General features: G+C 67.0%; 14 protein-coding genes and 1 pseudogene. 4 read left to right on the top strand and 11 right to left on the bottom strand.

Annotation, left to right across the window (positions count from 1 at the left end):
* Positions 1-4: 4 nt before the first annotated feature.
* The 4 genes and pseudogenes from UN84_RS12525 to UN84_RS12510 form a co-directional block, all read right to left on the bottom strand.
* Entirely contained in the window at positions 5-964 is a 960-nt protein-coding gene (locus tag UN84_RS12525) for a glycoside hydrolase family 43 protein (RefSeq protein WP_046079896.1), read from the bottom strand.
* 97 nt (positions 965-1061) lie between these two features.
* A pseudogene (locus UN84_RS12520) lies at positions 1062-2190 on the bottom strand (TRAP transporter large permease).
* Positions 2190-2777: a TRAP transporter small permease subunit gene (locus tag UN84_RS12515; RefSeq protein WP_046079898.1), complete on the bottom strand. Its 588-nt coding sequence runs from the start codon at positions 2775-2777 to the stop codon at positions 2190-2192. Before UN84_RS12515 ends, UN84_RS12520 begins: the two are co-directional and overlap by 1 nt.
* Before the next feature lie 93 nt (positions 2778-2870).
* Positions 2871-3893, bottom strand: a complete 1023-nt coding sequence (locus UN84_RS12510; RefSeq protein WP_046079899.1) for a TRAP transporter substrate-binding protein — start codon at positions 3891-3893, stop codon at positions 2871-2873.
* A 230-nt stretch (positions 3894-4123) separates the two neighbouring features.
* Between UN84_RS12510 and UN84_RS12505 the strand changes: the two genes are divergently transcribed.
* A complete protein-coding gene (locus tag UN84_RS12505; protein ID WP_046079900.1) occupies positions 4124-5869 on the top strand; it encodes an IlvD/Edd family dehydratase in 1746 nt (581 codons plus the stop codon).
* A 14-nt stretch (positions 5870-5883) separates the two neighbouring features.
* The gene (locus tag UN84_RS12500) at positions 5884-7689 is read left to right on the top strand and encodes an IlvD/Edd family dehydratase (RefSeq protein ID WP_046079901.1); all 1806 of its coding nucleotides are present in this window, start codon (positions 5884-5886) and stop codon (positions 7687-7689) included.
* 77 nt (positions 7690-7766) lie between these two features.
* Here UN84_RS12500 and UN84_RS12495 read toward each other — a convergent pair whose 3' ends face one another.
* The 4 genes from UN84_RS12495 to UN84_RS12480 all read right to left on the bottom strand — a co-directional run bounded on the left by UN84_RS12495 (position 7767) and on the right by UN84_RS12480 (position 11178).
* Positions 7767-8534: a FadR/GntR family transcriptional regulator gene (locus UN84_RS12495; RefSeq protein ID WP_035594095.1), complete on the bottom strand. Its 768-nt coding sequence runs from the start codon at positions 8532-8534 to the stop codon at positions 7767-7769.
* A 71-nt stretch (positions 8535-8605) separates the two neighbouring features.
* Positions 8606-9340: a glutamine amidotransferase gene (locus tag UN84_RS12490; RefSeq protein WP_046079902.1), complete on the bottom strand. Its 735-nt coding sequence runs from the start codon at positions 9338-9340 to the stop codon at positions 8606-8608.
* A gap of 2 nt (positions 9341-9342) precedes the next feature.
* Positions 9343-10503: an acetylornithine deacetylase gene (gene argE / locus UN84_RS12485; RefSeq protein ID WP_046079903.1), complete on the bottom strand. Its 1161-nt coding sequence runs from the start codon at positions 10501-10503 to the stop codon at positions 9343-9345.
* Between the two features lie 108 nt (positions 10504-10611).
* Entirely contained in the window at positions 10612-11178 is a 567-nt protein-coding gene (locus UN84_RS12480; RefSeq protein WP_173835007.1) for an antibiotic biosynthesis monooxygenase, read from the bottom strand.
* 410 nt (positions 11179-11588) lie between these two features.
* Here UN84_RS12480 and UN84_RS12475 point away from each other — a divergent pair, with 410 nt between their 5' ends.
* Together UN84_RS12475 and fic are read left to right on the top strand one after the other, a co-directional pair.
* On the top strand, positions 11589-13280 hold the full coding sequence (locus tag UN84_RS12475; RefSeq protein WP_046079904.1) for an SWIM zinc finger family protein: 1692 nt from the start codon (positions 11589-11591) through the stop codon (positions 13278-13280).
* A gap of 186 nt (positions 13281-13466) precedes the next feature.
* Complete coding sequence (gene fic, locus UN84_RS12470; RefSeq protein ID WP_046079905.1) at positions 13467-14576, top strand: protein adenylyltransferase Fic; 1110 nt, start codon at positions 13467-13469, stop codon at positions 14574-14576.
* A gap of 61 nt (positions 14577-14637) precedes the next feature.
* Here fic and UN84_RS12465 read toward each other — a convergent pair whose 3' ends face one another.
* The 3 genes from UN84_RS12465 to UN84_RS12455 are packed head-to-tail and all read right to left on the bottom strand — an operon-like array spanning position 14638 to position 16035.
* The gene (locus tag UN84_RS12465) at positions 14638-15498 is read right to left on the bottom strand and encodes an SDR family oxidoreductase (protein WP_046079906.1); all 861 of its coding nucleotides are present in this window, start codon (positions 15496-15498) and stop codon (positions 14638-14640) included.
* Positions 15499-15529: 31 nt separating this feature from the next.
* Positions 15530-15784 (bottom strand): Txe/YoeB family addiction module toxin, encoded by a 255-nt coding sequence (locus UN84_RS12460; protein WP_046079907.1) that lies wholly within the window; start codon positions 15782-15784, stop codon positions 15530-15532.
* Entirely contained in the window at positions 15781-16035 is a 255-nt protein-coding gene (locus tag UN84_RS12455; RefSeq protein WP_035594107.1) for a type II toxin-antitoxin system Phd/YefM family antitoxin, read from the bottom strand. Before UN84_RS12455 ends, UN84_RS12460 begins: the two co-directional genes overlap by 4 nt.
* Positions 16036-16063 lie beyond the last annotated feature (28 nt).

The following is a 16063-nucleotide window of genomic DNA, read 5'->3' as shown; positions in this document are numbered from 1 at the left end:
TTTCTCACCGGGCCGGCGGCAGGGTGTCCTCGCCGGCGCGGCCGAAGTCCGGGAAGCCTTGCTCGTCCCAGCGGATCGGCTTGACGTAGGTATGGCGGTTGGGGTCCCACAGGGGATCGCCCTGGATGTCGGTGTAGGTCCGGGCGTGATAGACGAGCAGGTCGTTGCCGTCCTCGTCGACCGTGAAGCCGTTGTGGCCGGGGCCGAAGATCTCGTGGGCCGGATCGCTGACCAGGATCGGCGTCGGTGACTTCGACCAGCTCGCGGCGTCCAGCGGGTCGCTGTCGGCATCGGCCCACAGGAGCCCCACGCAGTAGTTCTCGTCGGTGGCGCTGGCCGAGTAGGTCAGCAGCAGCCGGCCGTGGCGCTGCAGCACCGCCGGGCCCTCGTTGACCAGGAAGCCGCGTGTCTCCCAGTCGTATTCCGGCACGCTCAGCCTGGTCGGCGTCCCGGCCAGCCGGGTCGGGCCCGCCAGTTCGGCGATGTAGAGGTTCGAGTTGCCGGGAATGGCCGGGTCCTTCTGGGCCCAGACGTAGTAGTCGCGCCCGCGTAGCTGGAAGGTCGTGGCGTCCAGGCAGAAGCTGTCCAGCGGCGTCTCCATCTGCACAGGCTCGCTCCAGTCGCCGGCCAGCGGATCGTCCGCCGCGCAGGTGATGGCGTACATCCGGTGCTGGAAGAGGCCATCGACGATCTCGCGGGACGGCGCGGCGGCGAAGTAGATCACCCACACGCCGTCGACGCGATGCAGCTCGGGGGCCCAGATCAGCGCGCACAGCGGCCCCGTGTCGGGCTTGCGCCATACCGTGGTGGCCGGCGCCTTGGCCAGCCCGGCGATGTCGTCGGCGCGACGAATCTCCAGGCGGTCGTAGTCGGGCACCGAGGCGATGAAGTAGTAGTGGCCGGCGTGCGCGAGGATCCAGGGATCGGCGCGCTGCTCGACGAGGGGCTCGGGCGTCAGTGTCATGGAAGGCTCCTTGGCATGGGCGGACGAGCGGTTGGCGGTCATCACCGGGCCTGTCCGGTGGGGCAGGGCGACGGGCCTCGCCGCCCTGCCGGTGTCGTTACACCAGCCACATGGCGAGGTTCGGCCAGAACAGCAGCGCGAACAGCACGCACAGCTGTAGGGCGATGAAGGGCAGCACCGCGACGAAGATGTCCTTCAGGCTGACCTCGGGCGGCGCCACGCCCTTGAGGTAGAAGGCGGCCGGACCGAACGGCGGCGACAGGAACGACACCTGCATGTTCACCGCGAACAGGATACCGAACCAGATCGGGCTGTAGCCCAGCTGCTCGACGATGGGCACGAAGATCGGCAGCGTCAGCATGGCCACGCCGATCCAGTCGAGGAACATGCCCAGCACCAGCAGGATCGCCATCATCACCAGGATGATCACGATCGGCGCCACGTCGAGGCCCATGATCATGCCCGAGATGAAGCGGTTGCCGCCCATCAGGTTGTAGACGNTAGATCGAGCCCAGCACCAGGCCGGCGATCAGCGCCGGCACGATGATGGCGCGCAGCGCCTGCCAGCGGTTGGCGAAGCCTTCCTCGCGGTCGGCGTCGGTCATCGGCGGCCCCATCGCGGGATTCTTCAGGCAGCGCACCAGCACGTAGCCGATGTAGCTGGCCATCAGGATCACCGCCGGGGTGATGGCCGCGGTGAACAGGTCGGCGATCGACTGGGAGGCGATCAGGCCGTAGATGATCAGCACGATGGACGGCGGCATCATGGTGCCGAGCGCACCGCCGGCGCAGACCACGCCGATGGAGAGGTGCTTGTCGTAGCCCAGGCGCAGCATCTGCGGCAGCGCCAGGATGCCCAGCAGCACGATCTCGCCGCCGATGATCCCTGACAGCGCGGCCAGGAAGAAGGCCACCACGACGGTCTGTACCGCCACGCCGCCGGGCAGGCGACCGGCGAACACGCGCATGGCGTTGAACAGGTCCTTGGCGATCCCCGATCGGTCCAGTAGCGAGGCCATCAGCACGAACATCGGCACCGCCACCAGGGAGTATTCGGTGACGAAGCCGTAGACCCGGCTGGTGACCAGCGGCAGGGCGTTGGGCCCGAACCAGCCGAAGGTGAAGGCCAGTGCCACCAGGCCGGTGATGAAGGCCAGCGGCAGGCCGGTGACCAGCAGGGCGAAGATCAGCCCCACCATCAGCATGGTTCCGGTTGCGATATCCATCAGGCAGCGCCCTCCGTGTCATCCGGGGTGGGGGCGGGCTTGCCGCGCAGCGACTGCACCACGTGCAGCAGGGCCTGGATGCACATGATGGCCAGCGCCAGCAGGATCACGCCCTTCACCAGCGCCGGGAACGGCGGGTTCCAGGAGGTGCCGGAACGCTCCAGCTGCCACTCGCCCAGCGGGTTGTGCGAGGCGGACCAGAACATGGTGAAGGCGGCGTAGCTCATGGCCAGACAGAAGCCGAAGGTCACCAGGTCGTTGAAGCGATCGAGCCACAGCTTGAGGCGCGGTCCGGCGGCATCGTAGAGCACCTTGACGCGGATATGACGATCGCTGGCCAGTGCCGCGGGGCCGCCGAGCGCGAAGCCGACGGCGACCAGCATCACCACGCTCTCGTGGACCCAGGAGGTGGGGGAGCCGAAGCCGTAGCGCATGATGACTTCGTAGACGCTGATCGCCATGGCGATGAACACCAGCCAGGCGGCGGCGCGGGCGGCCATGACCACGCCGCGGTCGAAGGCGCCGCGAACCGGGGGCGCGGTGTCGCCTTCGGTCGCGGCGGGATCGTCGGGAAGGGGGGAAGACATGACTCCTCCGGGGGCGCACGGGGCGCCGTCATGAACGTCGTGGAAGACGGCGGCGTCGAGGCGCCGCCGTCCGGTGTGGCTCGTGAGCGGGGATTACAGCTGGCCGCGGGCCTCGAGGAAGGCGGTGGCCTGGTCGTAGATCTTCTGGGTCATCTCGTTGCGGCCGGCCCACTCGCTCCATTCTTCCTTGGCGGCCTGGCGGAACGCCTTGCGCTCCTCGGCGGACAGGTCGATCGGATGCACGTCCGGATCCTCGTTGAGCGCCTGCAGGGTCTCGATGTCCTGCGCCTTGAGCCGCGCGATCAGGTCATAGGCCATGCCGTCGAAGGCGGTCTCGAGGGTGGTCTGAATGTCCTCGGGCAGGCCGTCCCAGATGTCCTTGTTGATCGACACGGCGATCATCGGCATGGAGTGGAAGCCCGGATACAGCGGATAGGGCGCGAAGGCGTGGATGCCCATGGCGTCGTTGTTGGACAGCACCGTGGAGTCGGCGGCGTCGATCACGCCCTTCTCCAGGCCGGTGTAGACCTCGGAGCCCGGCAGGTTGACCGGGGTGGCGCCGATGCGCTCGAAGATGTTGTAGACCATGCCCTGGGGAGCGCGGATCTTGAGGCCCTGGAAGTCGTCGATGGAATCGACCTCGACGGTGGAGGGAATCGACTCCAGCGGGAAGGTGGCCGCACCGATCAGGTGAGTGCCATAGGGCTCGGCCAGCTCGTTGTAGAGCGCCTCGCCGCCGCCCTGTTTCATGAACTCCAGGAAGTCGTAGGGGTTGCTCCAGGCGCCGACCAGGTTGCCGATCATGCCGAAGGCCGGATCCTGGCCGGAGAAGTAGCTGGGATCGGTCATGTGGCCCTGGAGGATGCCCGAGGAGACCGCCTGCAGGGTCTCGGTGGGGCCGACCACGGCGTTGATCGGCAGCACCTCGATGCTCACGCGGCCATCGGTCATGGTCTCGATTCGCTCGGCCCATTCCTGCTTGATCTGGAAGCTGGGCTCGCCGGCGGTCTCGGAGGCCTGGAACTTCCACTCGTACTCCGCCGCCTGGGCGGAGGACAGGCCGAGCATCAGCGCGGTGCCCGTGAGCAGCAGGCCGGACGTCTTGAGGTTAGGCATCGGAACTCTCCATCGAAGCTGTTGTTGTGTCGCGGCGCTATGTGTGGCGTGCCGTCGCGACGACAAATGTTGTACATAGTCTTAATTTGTTCAACATATACTTTCGTATGTGTCGACTATGAGCCGCCAGGCGGCTACCGTCATGCCATGGCCGCGCCATCCGAGGGACATGCCTCGGAGCAGCGCTCGACACGAGAACAGGCCGCGAGACGCGACGAGGAGAGGCTTCCATGACCGATAACAAGCGCCGGCTGCGCAGCGCCGAATGGTTCGGCAGCGCCGACAAGAACGGCTTCATGTACCGCAGCTGGATGAAGAATCAGGGTATTCCCGACCACGAGTTCCAGGGCAAGCCGATCATCGGCATCTGCAACACCTGGTCGGAGCTGACGCCCTGCAACGCCCACTTCCGCAAGATCGCCGAACACGTCAAGAAGGGCATCCTCGAGGCCGGTGGCTACCCGGTGGAATTCCCGGTGTTCTCCAACGGCGAGTCCAACCTGCGCCCCACGGCGATGTTCACCCGTAACCTGGCGAGCATGGACGTCGAGGAGGCCATCCGCGGCAACCCGATGGACGCCGTGGTGCTGCTGGTCGGCTGCGACAAGACCACCCCGGCGCTGCTGATGGGCGCGGCCAGCTGTGACCTGCCGACCATCGTGGTGACCGGCGGGCCGATGCTCAACGGCAAGCACGAGGGCCAGGACATCGGCTCCGGCACCGTGGTGTGGAAGCTCTCCGAGGAGGTCAAGGCGGGCAAGATCTCGATTCACGACTTCATGGCCGCCGAGGCCGGCATGTCGCGCTCGGCGGGCACCTGCAACACCATGGGCACCGCTTCCACCATGGCCTGCATGGCGGAGTCGCTCGGCACCTCGCTGCCGCACAACGCGGCGATCCCGGCGGTGGATTCGCGCCGCTACGTGCTGGCGCATCTCTCCGGCAATCGCATCGTCGAGATGGTCGACGAGGACCTGAAGCTGTCGAAGGTACTGACCAAGGACGCCTTCGAGAACGCCATCCGCACCAACGCGGCCATCGGCGGCTCCACCAACGCCGTGATTCACCTCAAGGCCATCGCCGGGCGCATGGGCGTCGATCTGGAGATGGATGACTGGACGCGCATCGGCCGCGGCACCCCGACCATCGTCGACCTGCAGCCCTCCGGGCGCTTCCTGATGGAAGAGTTCTACTACGCCGGCGGCCTGCCCGCGGTGCTCAGGCGTCTCGGCGAGGCCGACCGGCTGCCCCACAAGGACGCCCTGACCGTCAACGGCAAGACCCTGTGGGAGAACGTGCAGGACGCGCCGCAGTACAACGACGAGGTGATTCGCCCGCTGGACAACCCGTTGCGCGAGGACGGCGGCATGTGCGTGCTGCGTGGCAACCTGGCCCCGGGCGGCGCGGTGCTCAAGCCCTCGGCGGCGAGCCCCGAGCTGATGCAGCATCGCGGCCGCGCGGTGGTGTTCGAGAACTTCGACGACTACAAGGCGCGCATCAACGACCCGGACCTGGACGTCGATGCCGACAGCATCCTGGTGATGAAGAACTGCGGGCCGCGCGGTTATCACGGCATGGCCGAGGTCGGCAACATGGGCCTGCCGTCCAAGCTGCTGGAGCAGGGCATCACCGACATGGTGCGCATCTCGGATGCCCGCATGAGCGGCACCGCCTACGGCACCGTGGTGCTGCACGTGGCCCCGGAAGCGGCCGCCGGCGGCCCGCTGGCCGCGGTGCGCAACGGCGACTGGATCGAGCTCGACTGCGATAGCGGCCGGCTGCATCTGGAGGTCGACGAGGCCGAACTCGAGGCGCGCCTGGCCGAGAGCGATCCCACCGCGGCATCCAGGGAGATCGCCCGCAGCGGCGGCTACCGCCAGCTCTACATCGAGCACGTGCTGCAGGCCGACGAGGGCTGCGACTTCGACTTCCTGGTCGGTTCGCGGGGCGCCGATGTGCCGCGCCACTCGCACTGAAGGGTGAAGCGGCCATGACGACCCAGCGACCCCGCATGACGCCCGACCAGCTGCGCTCGCGCGACTGGTTCGACAACCCGCACCATCCCGGCACCACCGCGCTGTGCCTGGAGCGCTACATGAACCAGGGCATCACCCTGGAGGAGCTGACCAGCGGCCGGCCGATCATCGGCATCTGCCAGTCGGGATCGGACCTCACGCCCTGCAACCGCCACCACATCGAGCTGGTGAAACGGGTCAAGGACGGCATTCGCGCCGCCGGTGGGGTGCCCTTCGAGTTCCCGCTGCATCCGATCCACGAGAACGTGCGCCGCCCCACCGCGGCGCTGGATCGCAACCTGGCCTACCTGGGCCTGGTCGAGGTGCTGCACGGCTATCCGCTGGACGGCGTGGTGCTGACCACCGGCTGCGACAAGACCACGCCGGCCAGTCTGATGGCCGCGGCCACGGTCAACATCCCGGCCATCGTGCTGTCCGGCGGGCCGATGCTCAACGGCTGGCGCGGCGCCGAGCGCGTCGGCTCCGGCACCGTGGTGTGGGAGATGCGCAAGCGCCTGGCCGCCGGCGACATCGACTATCCCGAGTTCCTCTCGCGGATCGCCGATTCGGCGCCCTCGGTGGGCCACTGCAACACCATGGGCACCGCCTCGACCATGAACTCGCTGGCCGAGGCGCTGGGCATGAGCCTGCCCGGCTCGGCGATGATCCCCGGGCCCTACAAGGAGCGCGGCGCGGTGGCCTACCAGACCGGCGAGCGCATCGTCGACATGGTGTGGGACGACCTGCGGCCAAGCGACATCCTGACCCGCGAGGCGTTCGAGAACGCCGTGGTCACCTGCTCGGCGCTGGGCGGCTCGTCCAACGCGCCGATCCACATCAACGCCATCGCCCGCCATGCCGGCGTCGCGTTCGACAACGACGACTGGCAGCGGCTGGGCCACGAGGTGCCGCTGCTGGCCAACGTGATGCCGGCCGGGGCCTATCTCGGCGAGGAGTTCCATCGCGCCGGCGGCGTGCCGGCGGTGATGTTTGAGCTGCTCGAGGCCGGGCGACTCCACGGCGAGGTGGCGACCGTCAACGGCCGCACCCTGGCCGAGAACCTGGCCGGCCGCGAGACCACCGACGACGAGGTGATCCGCCGCTACGCCAACCCGCTGGTCGAGTACGCCGGCTTCCTCAACCTCAAGGGCAACCTGTTCGATTCGGCGCTGATGAAGACCAGCGTGATCGCCGCGGACTTCCGTGAGCGCTTCCTCAGCGACCCCGAGGACCCCAACGCCTTCGAGGGCAGGGTGGTGGTGTTCGACGGCTCCGAGGACTATCACGCCCGCATCGACGACCCCGCGCTGGAGATCGACGCGCGCACCATCCTGGTGATGCGTGGCGCCGGCCCGGTGGGCCATCCCGGCGGCGCCGAGGTGGTCAACATGCAGCCGCCCGAAGCCCTCATTCGTGCGGGGATCGAATCCCTGCCGTGCCTGGGCGACGGCCGCCAGTCCGGCACCTCGGGTTCGCCGTCGATCCTCAACGCCTCGCCGGAGGCCGCCACCGGCGGGCCGCTGGCGCTGCTCGAGAGCGGCGACCGGCTGCGCGTGGACCTGGGCCGCTGCGAGGTGACGCTGAGGGTCGACGACGCCGAGCTGGCCGCGCGCCGCGAACGCCTGGAGGCCGACGGCGGCTATCGCTACCCGGGGCATCAGACGCCCTGGCAGGAGATTCAGCGCTCGATGGTCGAGCCGCTGGACCGCGGCATGACCCTGGCGCCGGCGACGAAGTATCGCGACGTGGCCCGGCTCAGCCCGCCGCGGGACAATCACTGACAAAAGAAGAAGGAAGAGGGAAGCAGAAAGAAGGAAGGTACGACGGCCGGCGCTCGGGAGGGCGCCGGCCGTCGTCGTCATGGGGTGTCCCGGCCGAGGGTCAGCTGGCGGCCCAGGGCGCTGTCGCCGGGCTCGATGCCGAGCGCCTCGGCGGTGCCGGCGAGTACCGCCTGGGCGGCAAGGAAGGCGTCCTCGGGGCGGCGGGCGCGGATGCATTCCATCAGCCGGCGATGGCGCTCCAGGCTCTCTTCGGGATCGCTGGCGCTGACGTTGGACGTCTCGATCAGCATGTAGATCGAGGGTCGCAGGATGTGCGAGAGCTGGGCCCAGACGATGTTGTGGGTGGCCTTGAAGATGGCGACGTGGAAGGCGACGTCGTAGTCGCTGTGCAGGCGGCCATCCTGGCCGTCGGGACCGTGCAGGTTCTGACCCATGCCATCGAGGGCCTCCTCGATGGCGACCAGGTCGCGGGCGGTGGCGCGCTTGGCGGCGGTCATCGCCACGTACGGCTCGACGTCGAGGCGGAACGACAGGATCTCCTGCTGGACGCGCGGATTGGGGGCGGCGTAGCGGGTCATCCAGTCGGTGACCTGGGGGTCGAGGATGTTCCACTCGGCGTATTCGCGCACCTTGGAGCCGTGGCCCGAGATGCGTTCGATGATACCCACGTCCACCAGCTGGCGCAGGTCGCTGCGCACCGCCGAGCGGTTGATGGCGAACTGCTCGCAGAGATCGACCTCCTTGGGCACGAAGTCCCCCGGCTGGTAGCGACCGGAGAAGATGGCCTCGGCCAGGAAGTCGGCCACGCTGGGCCGGGAGGCTGTCTTGCGCTGCTTGTCTTTCACGAGTCCCGCGTCCGCTGAAGTTTCAACATATCGTGTTTTATGTTGCACATTTCGTCAATATGACCTTGGTGTCAGGCCGGCCCGTCGAGATTCGACAGCCGCGTGCAGAAGCGGGCCAGCAGCGAGGTGGCCTCGGGGGTCGGCGACACCGCCGCCAGCAGCGACTCGGGATCGCGCCCCTGTTCGGCCAGCCCGGCGTACTGGTGGCGGAGATAGGCACGCATCACCGCCGGGGTGAACTCGGGATGGAACTGCACGCTCCACTGGTTCGCCCCGTAGCGCAGCGCCTGGAAGGGATCGTGGTCGTTCACGGCCAGCACCTCGGCGCCCGGCGGTGCCTGGAGTACCGACTGGGCGTGGGTCAGCTGGGCGGGAAAGGCCTCGGGCAGGGCGCCCAGCAGGCCGTCGCGCCGGCCGGCCTCGGTCAGTCGCACCTGATGGGTGCCGGTCTCGCGGCCCGCGGGATGATAGCCGCTGTCGCCGCCGAAGGCCGCGGCCATCAGCTGGTGGCCGTAGCAGACGCCGAACATGGCGACGCCGAGCTCGCGGGCCTCGCGCAGCCAGGGCTTGAGCGCCTCGCTCCAGGGCTCGGCGTCGCTGACCATGGCGTGGGAGCCGGTGATCACCAGGGCGTCGTTCGCGATCAGCGTCGGCGGCGTGCCGTCATGGCGGGCGTCGTACACCTCGAGGGTGAACTCGCCGCAGGCCGGGGCCAGCCGGTCCCGGAACAGCGCCTCGAAGTCGCCATGGTCGCGGACCACGTCGTCGAAGGCGTCGCCGGTCTTGACGATCAGCAGTCGCGGCATGTTCAGGCTTCCTTCTTCTCGAGTCGCTCGCCCAGGGCGCGCATGAAGGCCGAGCCGGCCTCCAGCTGCGCGATCTCCAGGTACTCGTCGGGCTGGTGGGCCTGGCTGATGCTGCCCGGGCCGCAGATCACCGTGGGCAGGCCGGCGCGCTGGAACTGGCCGGCCTCGGTGGCGTAGGCCACGGCCCCGGCGGGCGCTTCGCCGACCAGGTCCCGGCACAGGGAGAGCACCTCGGCGTTGTTGTCGTCGGCCAGCGCCGGCACCGTGACGTTGAGCCGCTCGGTGTGGATGCCGGCGTCCGGGGCGCGCTCGCGCATCTCGGCCTGCAGCCGCTCGGCACAGGCCTCGATGCGGCCGAACAGGTCCTCGAAGCGGTCCGACGGCAGGTGGCGGATCTCCCACTCGAAGCTGCACTCCCGGGCCATGATGTTGATGGCGGTGCCGCCCTGGATCTTGCCCACGTGCAGGCTGGAGTGGACCACGTTGAAGGCCTCGTCGACGCGACCCTCGGCGCGCAGCTCACTCATCACGTCCTCGATGTAGGTCACCAGCCGGGCGGCGACGTGGATCGCCGAGACGCCCTGGTTGACCTGGCTGGAGTGCGAGGCGCGTCCGGTCACGGTGGTGCGCAGGTTGGTGGCGCCCTTGTGGGCGACCACCGGCTCCATCAGCGTCGGCTCGCCGACGAACACCGCCGCCGGGCGCGGATGATCGGCCATCAGCCGCTCGATCATCCTCGGGGCGCCGACGCAGCCGATCTCCTCGTCGTAGGAGAAGGCCAGATAGATGGGAGCATCCAGCTCGAGCTCGACCCAGCGCGGCACCTCGGCCAGGGCGCAGGCGATGAAGGCCTTCATGTCGCAGGTGCCGCGGCCGTAGAGGCGGCCGTCGCCCTTGTCGGTCAGGGTGAAGGGATCGGTCGACCAGGGCTGGCCGTCCACCGGCACCACGTCGGTATGGCCGGAGAGCACCACGCCGCCCTCGACCGCCGGGCCGATGCGGGCCAGCAGATTGGCCTTGGTGCCGTCGTCGCTGTCGACGCGCCAGTGCTCGACGCCGTGGTCGTTGAGCCAGGCCTCGATGAAGGCGATCAGGTCCAGGTTGGAGTCGCGGGACACGGTGGGAAAGCCCACCAGTCTCTCGAGGAACTGGGCGGCGGTCATGGTCGGCTCCGAAGCAGGGTGACGTCGCCGCCTAGCCTATCATGCCGCCCGGCCCGGAGGGATGGGCCCGGCGGCATGAGTGAAGGCAGGAAAGAGGCGCTGCGTCGTTCAGGTCGAGCGGCGGCGCAGCCGGGGCACACGCAGCGGCTCGCCGCGCAGCCAGGGGCCCAGCAGCCGCGTCGACAGCGGGATGAACAGGAACACCATCACCGGGGTCAGCATCAGGGTGCTGGCCAGCACCTTCGGCACCAGCGGCAGCGTGGCCAGGGCGTCGCCGAACAGGATCTGGAAGGCCAGCGAGACCGGAAAGAACGCCAGCCAGATGGCGATGGCCTGTTTCCAGCGCGGCGGCGCGGGGCTGCCGGTTTGCTGGAACCAGCGGTCCAGGCCGGTGGCGCGGTGCTCGTGGGGCGCGTCGAAGAGCCCCTGGCCACGGGCCAGCCAGGCCCGGCGCGAGGCGGAATGCTCCCAGATCGCCAGGGTCTCGGCGTCGCGGAAGCGGAAGATGATCTGGTACTCGTCGTCGCCGGGCGGCGGTGCCAGCACGCCGGAACCGAGGTAGCCGCCGAAGTCGGAGGCCAGCTCGCGGCCCTCCTCGAGCCAGCGCATGAAGTCGCGATAGCGGCCACTGGCCACGCGGCGCGCCACCATCAGAGTGACGGGATCAGAGGACATGGTGGTTCTCCTGATGAACTCGTTGGCCCGGGTAAGGGCCGCCGAAGAAACGGCGGATCGGGTACATCCGCTGCCGGGAGAATCATATGCCATTCCGGATGAAATGGACAGATCATGTGGGTTTTGAGCTCGTTGCCAGCATGATGGTCTATTTTGGGGCGATAAAAGGGGGCGGCTAGAGAATTTGCACCATGCTGGTGCCGTTCACTCCCGCTCGCTTCGGACGACGCTCCGAGCTCGATGATTGCGTCGGAGCCATGCCTGTCGCGGCGGTCATGGCAGCCGCCAGGACGATGGCTACCCGAAGCGGCATGGCTTAGCATCGATGGCACGAATTATCGGGCAGTTCAGCAGGGCGTTCATCGATGTCAACAACGCGGGTTGATTCGGCACTCCTTTCCGATCGGCAATTGATCCGGCTCGCCGGCGAGGCCGCCTTCGGCCGTGGCGTAGCGTATTACCACGAGGGCATGGTGGTCGGCTGGCACCAAAGTGGCACCACTATCACCGCCGACGTGGAGGGCGGCGAGCGCTATCGCGTGGTGCTGGAGTTGAGTGCCCAGGGCCTGGATGGCAGCTGCGACTGCCCGGCGTCCCAGGGCATCGACTTCTGCAAGCATTGCGTGGCAGTAGCGCTGTCGTACCGGGCGAATGAAGCCGAGCAGGCGCGGCTGACGGAAGGCGATGCGACGGAGCGAATCCGGGACTATCTGGAGCAGATGGACAAGCCGTCACTGGTGGAGGCGCTGCTGTCGTTGATCGAGCATGACCCGATATTGCGCCAGCAGTGGTCGCTGCGGGCCGATGCGGTGCTCGGCGTGCTGGATATCAAGACGTTGAAGAAACGCATCACGGCGGCATTTCCCGTCAACCGTGACCTGTACCGTTACGAGCAGGTGAATGCCTATTTTGCCCGGGCGGAGGCTGTCGTCGAACAGCTCGCCGAACAGGCGCCACAACTGCCGGCGGATCAGTGCCTGACGCTGGTGGACTACGCGCTGTCGCGCATGGCCCGGGCGCTGGAAACCGTAGACGACTCGGGCGGCTTTCGCTTCCACTGTGAGCATATCCTGCATGACCTGCATGTCAGGACCGTCCGGCGCCTCGACTGGTCGCCCGGGCAGCTGGCCGCGTACCTCTACGACAAGGCCTTCGGCGGCAGCGAGGACAGCTATCCGCCGATTCCCGATGCCTACGCCGAGGCGCTGGGCGAGGCGGGTATGGCGGCCTATCACGCCTGCCTGCAGCGGGCCTGGGACGATCTGCCGGCCTTGCCGAAAGAGTCCGGATGGATGGTGAAGTATCGCTATATTCGCCTGCGCGCCCCCTTGCTCAAGCTTGCCGAGGCCGACGGCGACCTGCCGGCCATGCTGGCGTTGTACGAGAAAACTGCTAGCGATGAGAAGGACTGCCTGGACGCCGCGAAAGCATGCATTGCCCATGAGGCCTGGGATCAGCTGGAGACCTGGCTGGCACGGGCGAAGCGGGCGACTTCCCAGCAGAATCCCCACCAGCAGGTGGAACGTCAGCGGCTTGAGGTGCGCCTGTACCTGCAGCGTGGAGAGGGGGAGGCCGCCGCGGCGCTGCTATGGGACATCTATCGGCATACGCGGCAGCTGGAGGATTATCGTCGGCTGGTGACCCTGGCCGACGATCGGCAGCTGGCGACCGATTACCGCCGGTGTGCCCACGACTGGCTGGTGGAGGGGCTCGACGAGGAGTCTCAACGTCCTTTCGGCTGGGGCCCGCGGATGGTCGACAGCCTGCTGGAAGTCTATCTGTTCGAAGGGCGCCTGGATGAGGCCCGGGCGCTTTGTGCCGAGCGGGCGGTCATGCCCGCGCTGCTGCACCAGCTGGCACAGGCAACGAAGGAGCTCGACGAGAGCCTGCCGCTGTACCTGCGCCTGGTTCGCCACGAGGTGCAAAAGACCAACAACCAGGCCTACCGGGATGGTATCGCCCTGTTGCAGGAGCTGGATGGCCGGCTCGACTCCGCATCACAGCGCGAGACGTTCCAGGACGCGTTGATCCAGCTGCGAACCGAGTTCAAGCCCAAGCGCAACTTCATCAAGTGGTTGAAAGAGGCTTTTCCCGAGCCGTAGATCGATACGCCGGCGTGACATGTTCAAGAAACGATGTCCTTTCGACACGTTTTGGGAATTTGTCGATGGCATCAACATGTCTCCATGACATGTTTAAATATCCCACTTTTATCGACACGTTGCCTGGATATGTCGATGCCATCGACATAAGCTGGCGACGTGTCGATCTTTCAGGGAAAAATGAACATGAACTGGTGCCCCGACCAACCTCACAATGACTTGCCGCCGCTGCCTCCGGCCGCAGAACTCGAGACGCCGGCGGTGCTGAAGGCCTGTATTCCGGCCCGTGCGGCGCTGGCGGAGCTCAAACAGGCAGGGGAACTGCTGCCAAATCAGGGGCTGCTGATCAACTTGCTGCCCCTGCTGGAAGCCCGCGACAGCTCCGAGATCGAGAATATCGTGACCACCGCCGATCGGCTCTTCCAGTTCGCCCAGGAAGACACCCATGCCGACCCGGCCACCAAGGAGGCGCTGCGATATCGTACCGCGCTGAGCCGGGGCTATCGTGAATTGGCCCGGCGGCCGCTCTGCACCAACACCGCGGTGGAGATCTGCAGCACCATCAAGGGCGTCGACATGGAGATTCGCCGGGTGCCGGGCACCACCCTGGCCCACCAGGTCTCCGGCGAGGTGATCTATACCCCGCCGATGGGAGAGAGCACCCTGCGAGAGCTGCTGGGCAACTGGGAACGCTATCTGCATGCAGACGATGACGTCGACCCGCTGATCAAGATGGCCGTGGCGCACTACCAGTTCGAGGCGATTCATCCCTTCACCGACGGCAACGGACGTGCCGGCAGGGTGCTGAACATCCTTTACCTGATCGAGCAACGGTTGCTGTCGCTGCCGATTCTCTACCTCAGTCGCTACATCATGCTCCACAAGTCCGACTACTATCACCTGCTGCTGGCGGTGACGCGTGAAGGGCAGTGGCAGGAGTGGCTGCTGTACATGCTCAAGGCCGTGGAATACACGGCTCGTTGGACCACCGACAAGATTGCGGCGACCCGTGCCTTGATCGAGGAAACCACGGCCTACATCCAGAAAGCGCTGCCCCGGGTCTACAGCCACGAGCTTGTGCAGGTGATCTTCGAGCAGCCCTACTGTCGCATCAATAACCTGGTGGAGCGCGACATCGCCAGGCGACAGACGGCATCGAGTTACCTGCAGCAGCTGTGTGAGATCGGCGTGCTCGAGGAAATTCGCGCCGGGCGCGAAAAGCTCTTCGTGCATCCCAAGCTGGTCAGGCTGATGACCGAGGATAGCAATGAGATAACACCCTATCAGGCGTCGTGAAGAACCTGGCGAACGTGTGTACGGCGGTGATGCCAGGAGTCTAGGGCGGCAAGCCGCCTTCTTACTCCCGCTCGCTCTTCGTCGCGCGCAGCAGCACCCGGTCCATGCCGCGCGTGCTCAGCATCCGCTTGAGCGCGGCGAACAGGTGGGTGGGGACGGTCACGGCGTAGCGGGGCCTGGGGCGACGGTGCTCGAGGGCGTGGATCAGCTTGTCGACGACCGCCTCGGGGCCGAGGGTGAAGGCGCCCTTTCCGTCCTCGCTGGCAAGGCGTGCCTCGACCTTCACGTAGGTGTCGGCGTGGGCGCTGTGGGCGGCGTCGATGTTGGCCCGATAGGCGCGATAGGCGTTCTCGCGAAAGCGGCTGGTGATGGGACCGGGCTGGATCAGGCTGACGTGGATGCCGCTGCCGGTGAGCTCCTGACGCAGGGTATCGCTCAGGCCTTCGAGGGCGAACTTGGAGCACACGTAGGCGCCGCGATAGGGCAGGGCGGCGAAGCCCAGCACCGAGCTGTTGTGCACGATGCGCCCGTGGCCCTGGGCGCGCATCATCGGCAGCACCTTGATGGTGAGCTCGTGGGTGCCGAGCAGGTTGGTCTCGAGCTGTTCGCGCAGCACGTCCCGGCTCAGGTCCTCCACCGCGCCGGGCTGGCCGTAGGCACCGTTGTTGAACAGCGCCGTCAGCCGCCCGCCGGTGCGCTCGCGCACCGTTTCCACCGCGGCCGCGATCGAGGCGCTGTCGGCCAGGTCCAGCCGCAGCGCTTCCAGGCCTTCCGCCTCGAGCTGAGCAACATCCGCCTCGGCTCGTGCGGTAGCGAAGACCCGCCAGCCGCGCTTGGCCATGGCGTGGGCCGCGGCATGGCCGATCCCGCTGGAACAGCCGGTGATCAGCAGGCTGCGCGTCGAGTCGCGGCGTTTTGGCATCTCATCTTCCTTTCCGTGTGTCCGATATGGACTAGTAGTGATAACGCAGCTGAGCAATCAGCAAGGCATCTTCCGTCACCTTGTAGACGAGGCGATGTTCATCGTTGATGCGTCGCGACCAGTAACCCGCGAGGCCATGCTTCAGGGGCTCCGGCTTGCCGATGCCCTCGAAGGGCGTGCGCTGGATCTCCTTGATCAGCTGGTTGATCCGGCGTAGCACCTTCTTGTCGGTCTTCTGCCAGTAGAGGTATTCCTCCCAGGCATGCTCGGAGAAGGTGAGCTTCATTCCTCGATGAGCTCCCGCTCCTGCCCGTCGCCTTCCTCCAACTGGGCGATGGATTCGAGCAGGCGGCGGGCGTTCTTCGGCGAGCGCAGCAGGTAGGCGGTCTCCTGCAGAGCCTCGTAGTCTTCCAGCGATATCATCACCACCGACGGCGCCTTGCTGCGGGTGATGGTGATGGGCATGTGATCGTCGCACACTTGCTGCATGGTCTTCGCCAGGTGACTGCGCGCCGCCGTATAGCTGATGGCTTCCATGAGTACTCTCCTGTACAGGATATTGTCC

The organism is Halomonas sp. HG01 (assembly GCF_000968715.2).
Classification (GTDB): domain Bacteria; phylum Pseudomonadota; class Gammaproteobacteria; order Pseudomonadales; family Halomonadaceae; genus Halomonas; species Halomonas halophila.
The sequence above is the reverse complement of the archived record's forward strand: the minus strand, read 5'-3'. Positions and strand labels throughout refer to the sequence as shown.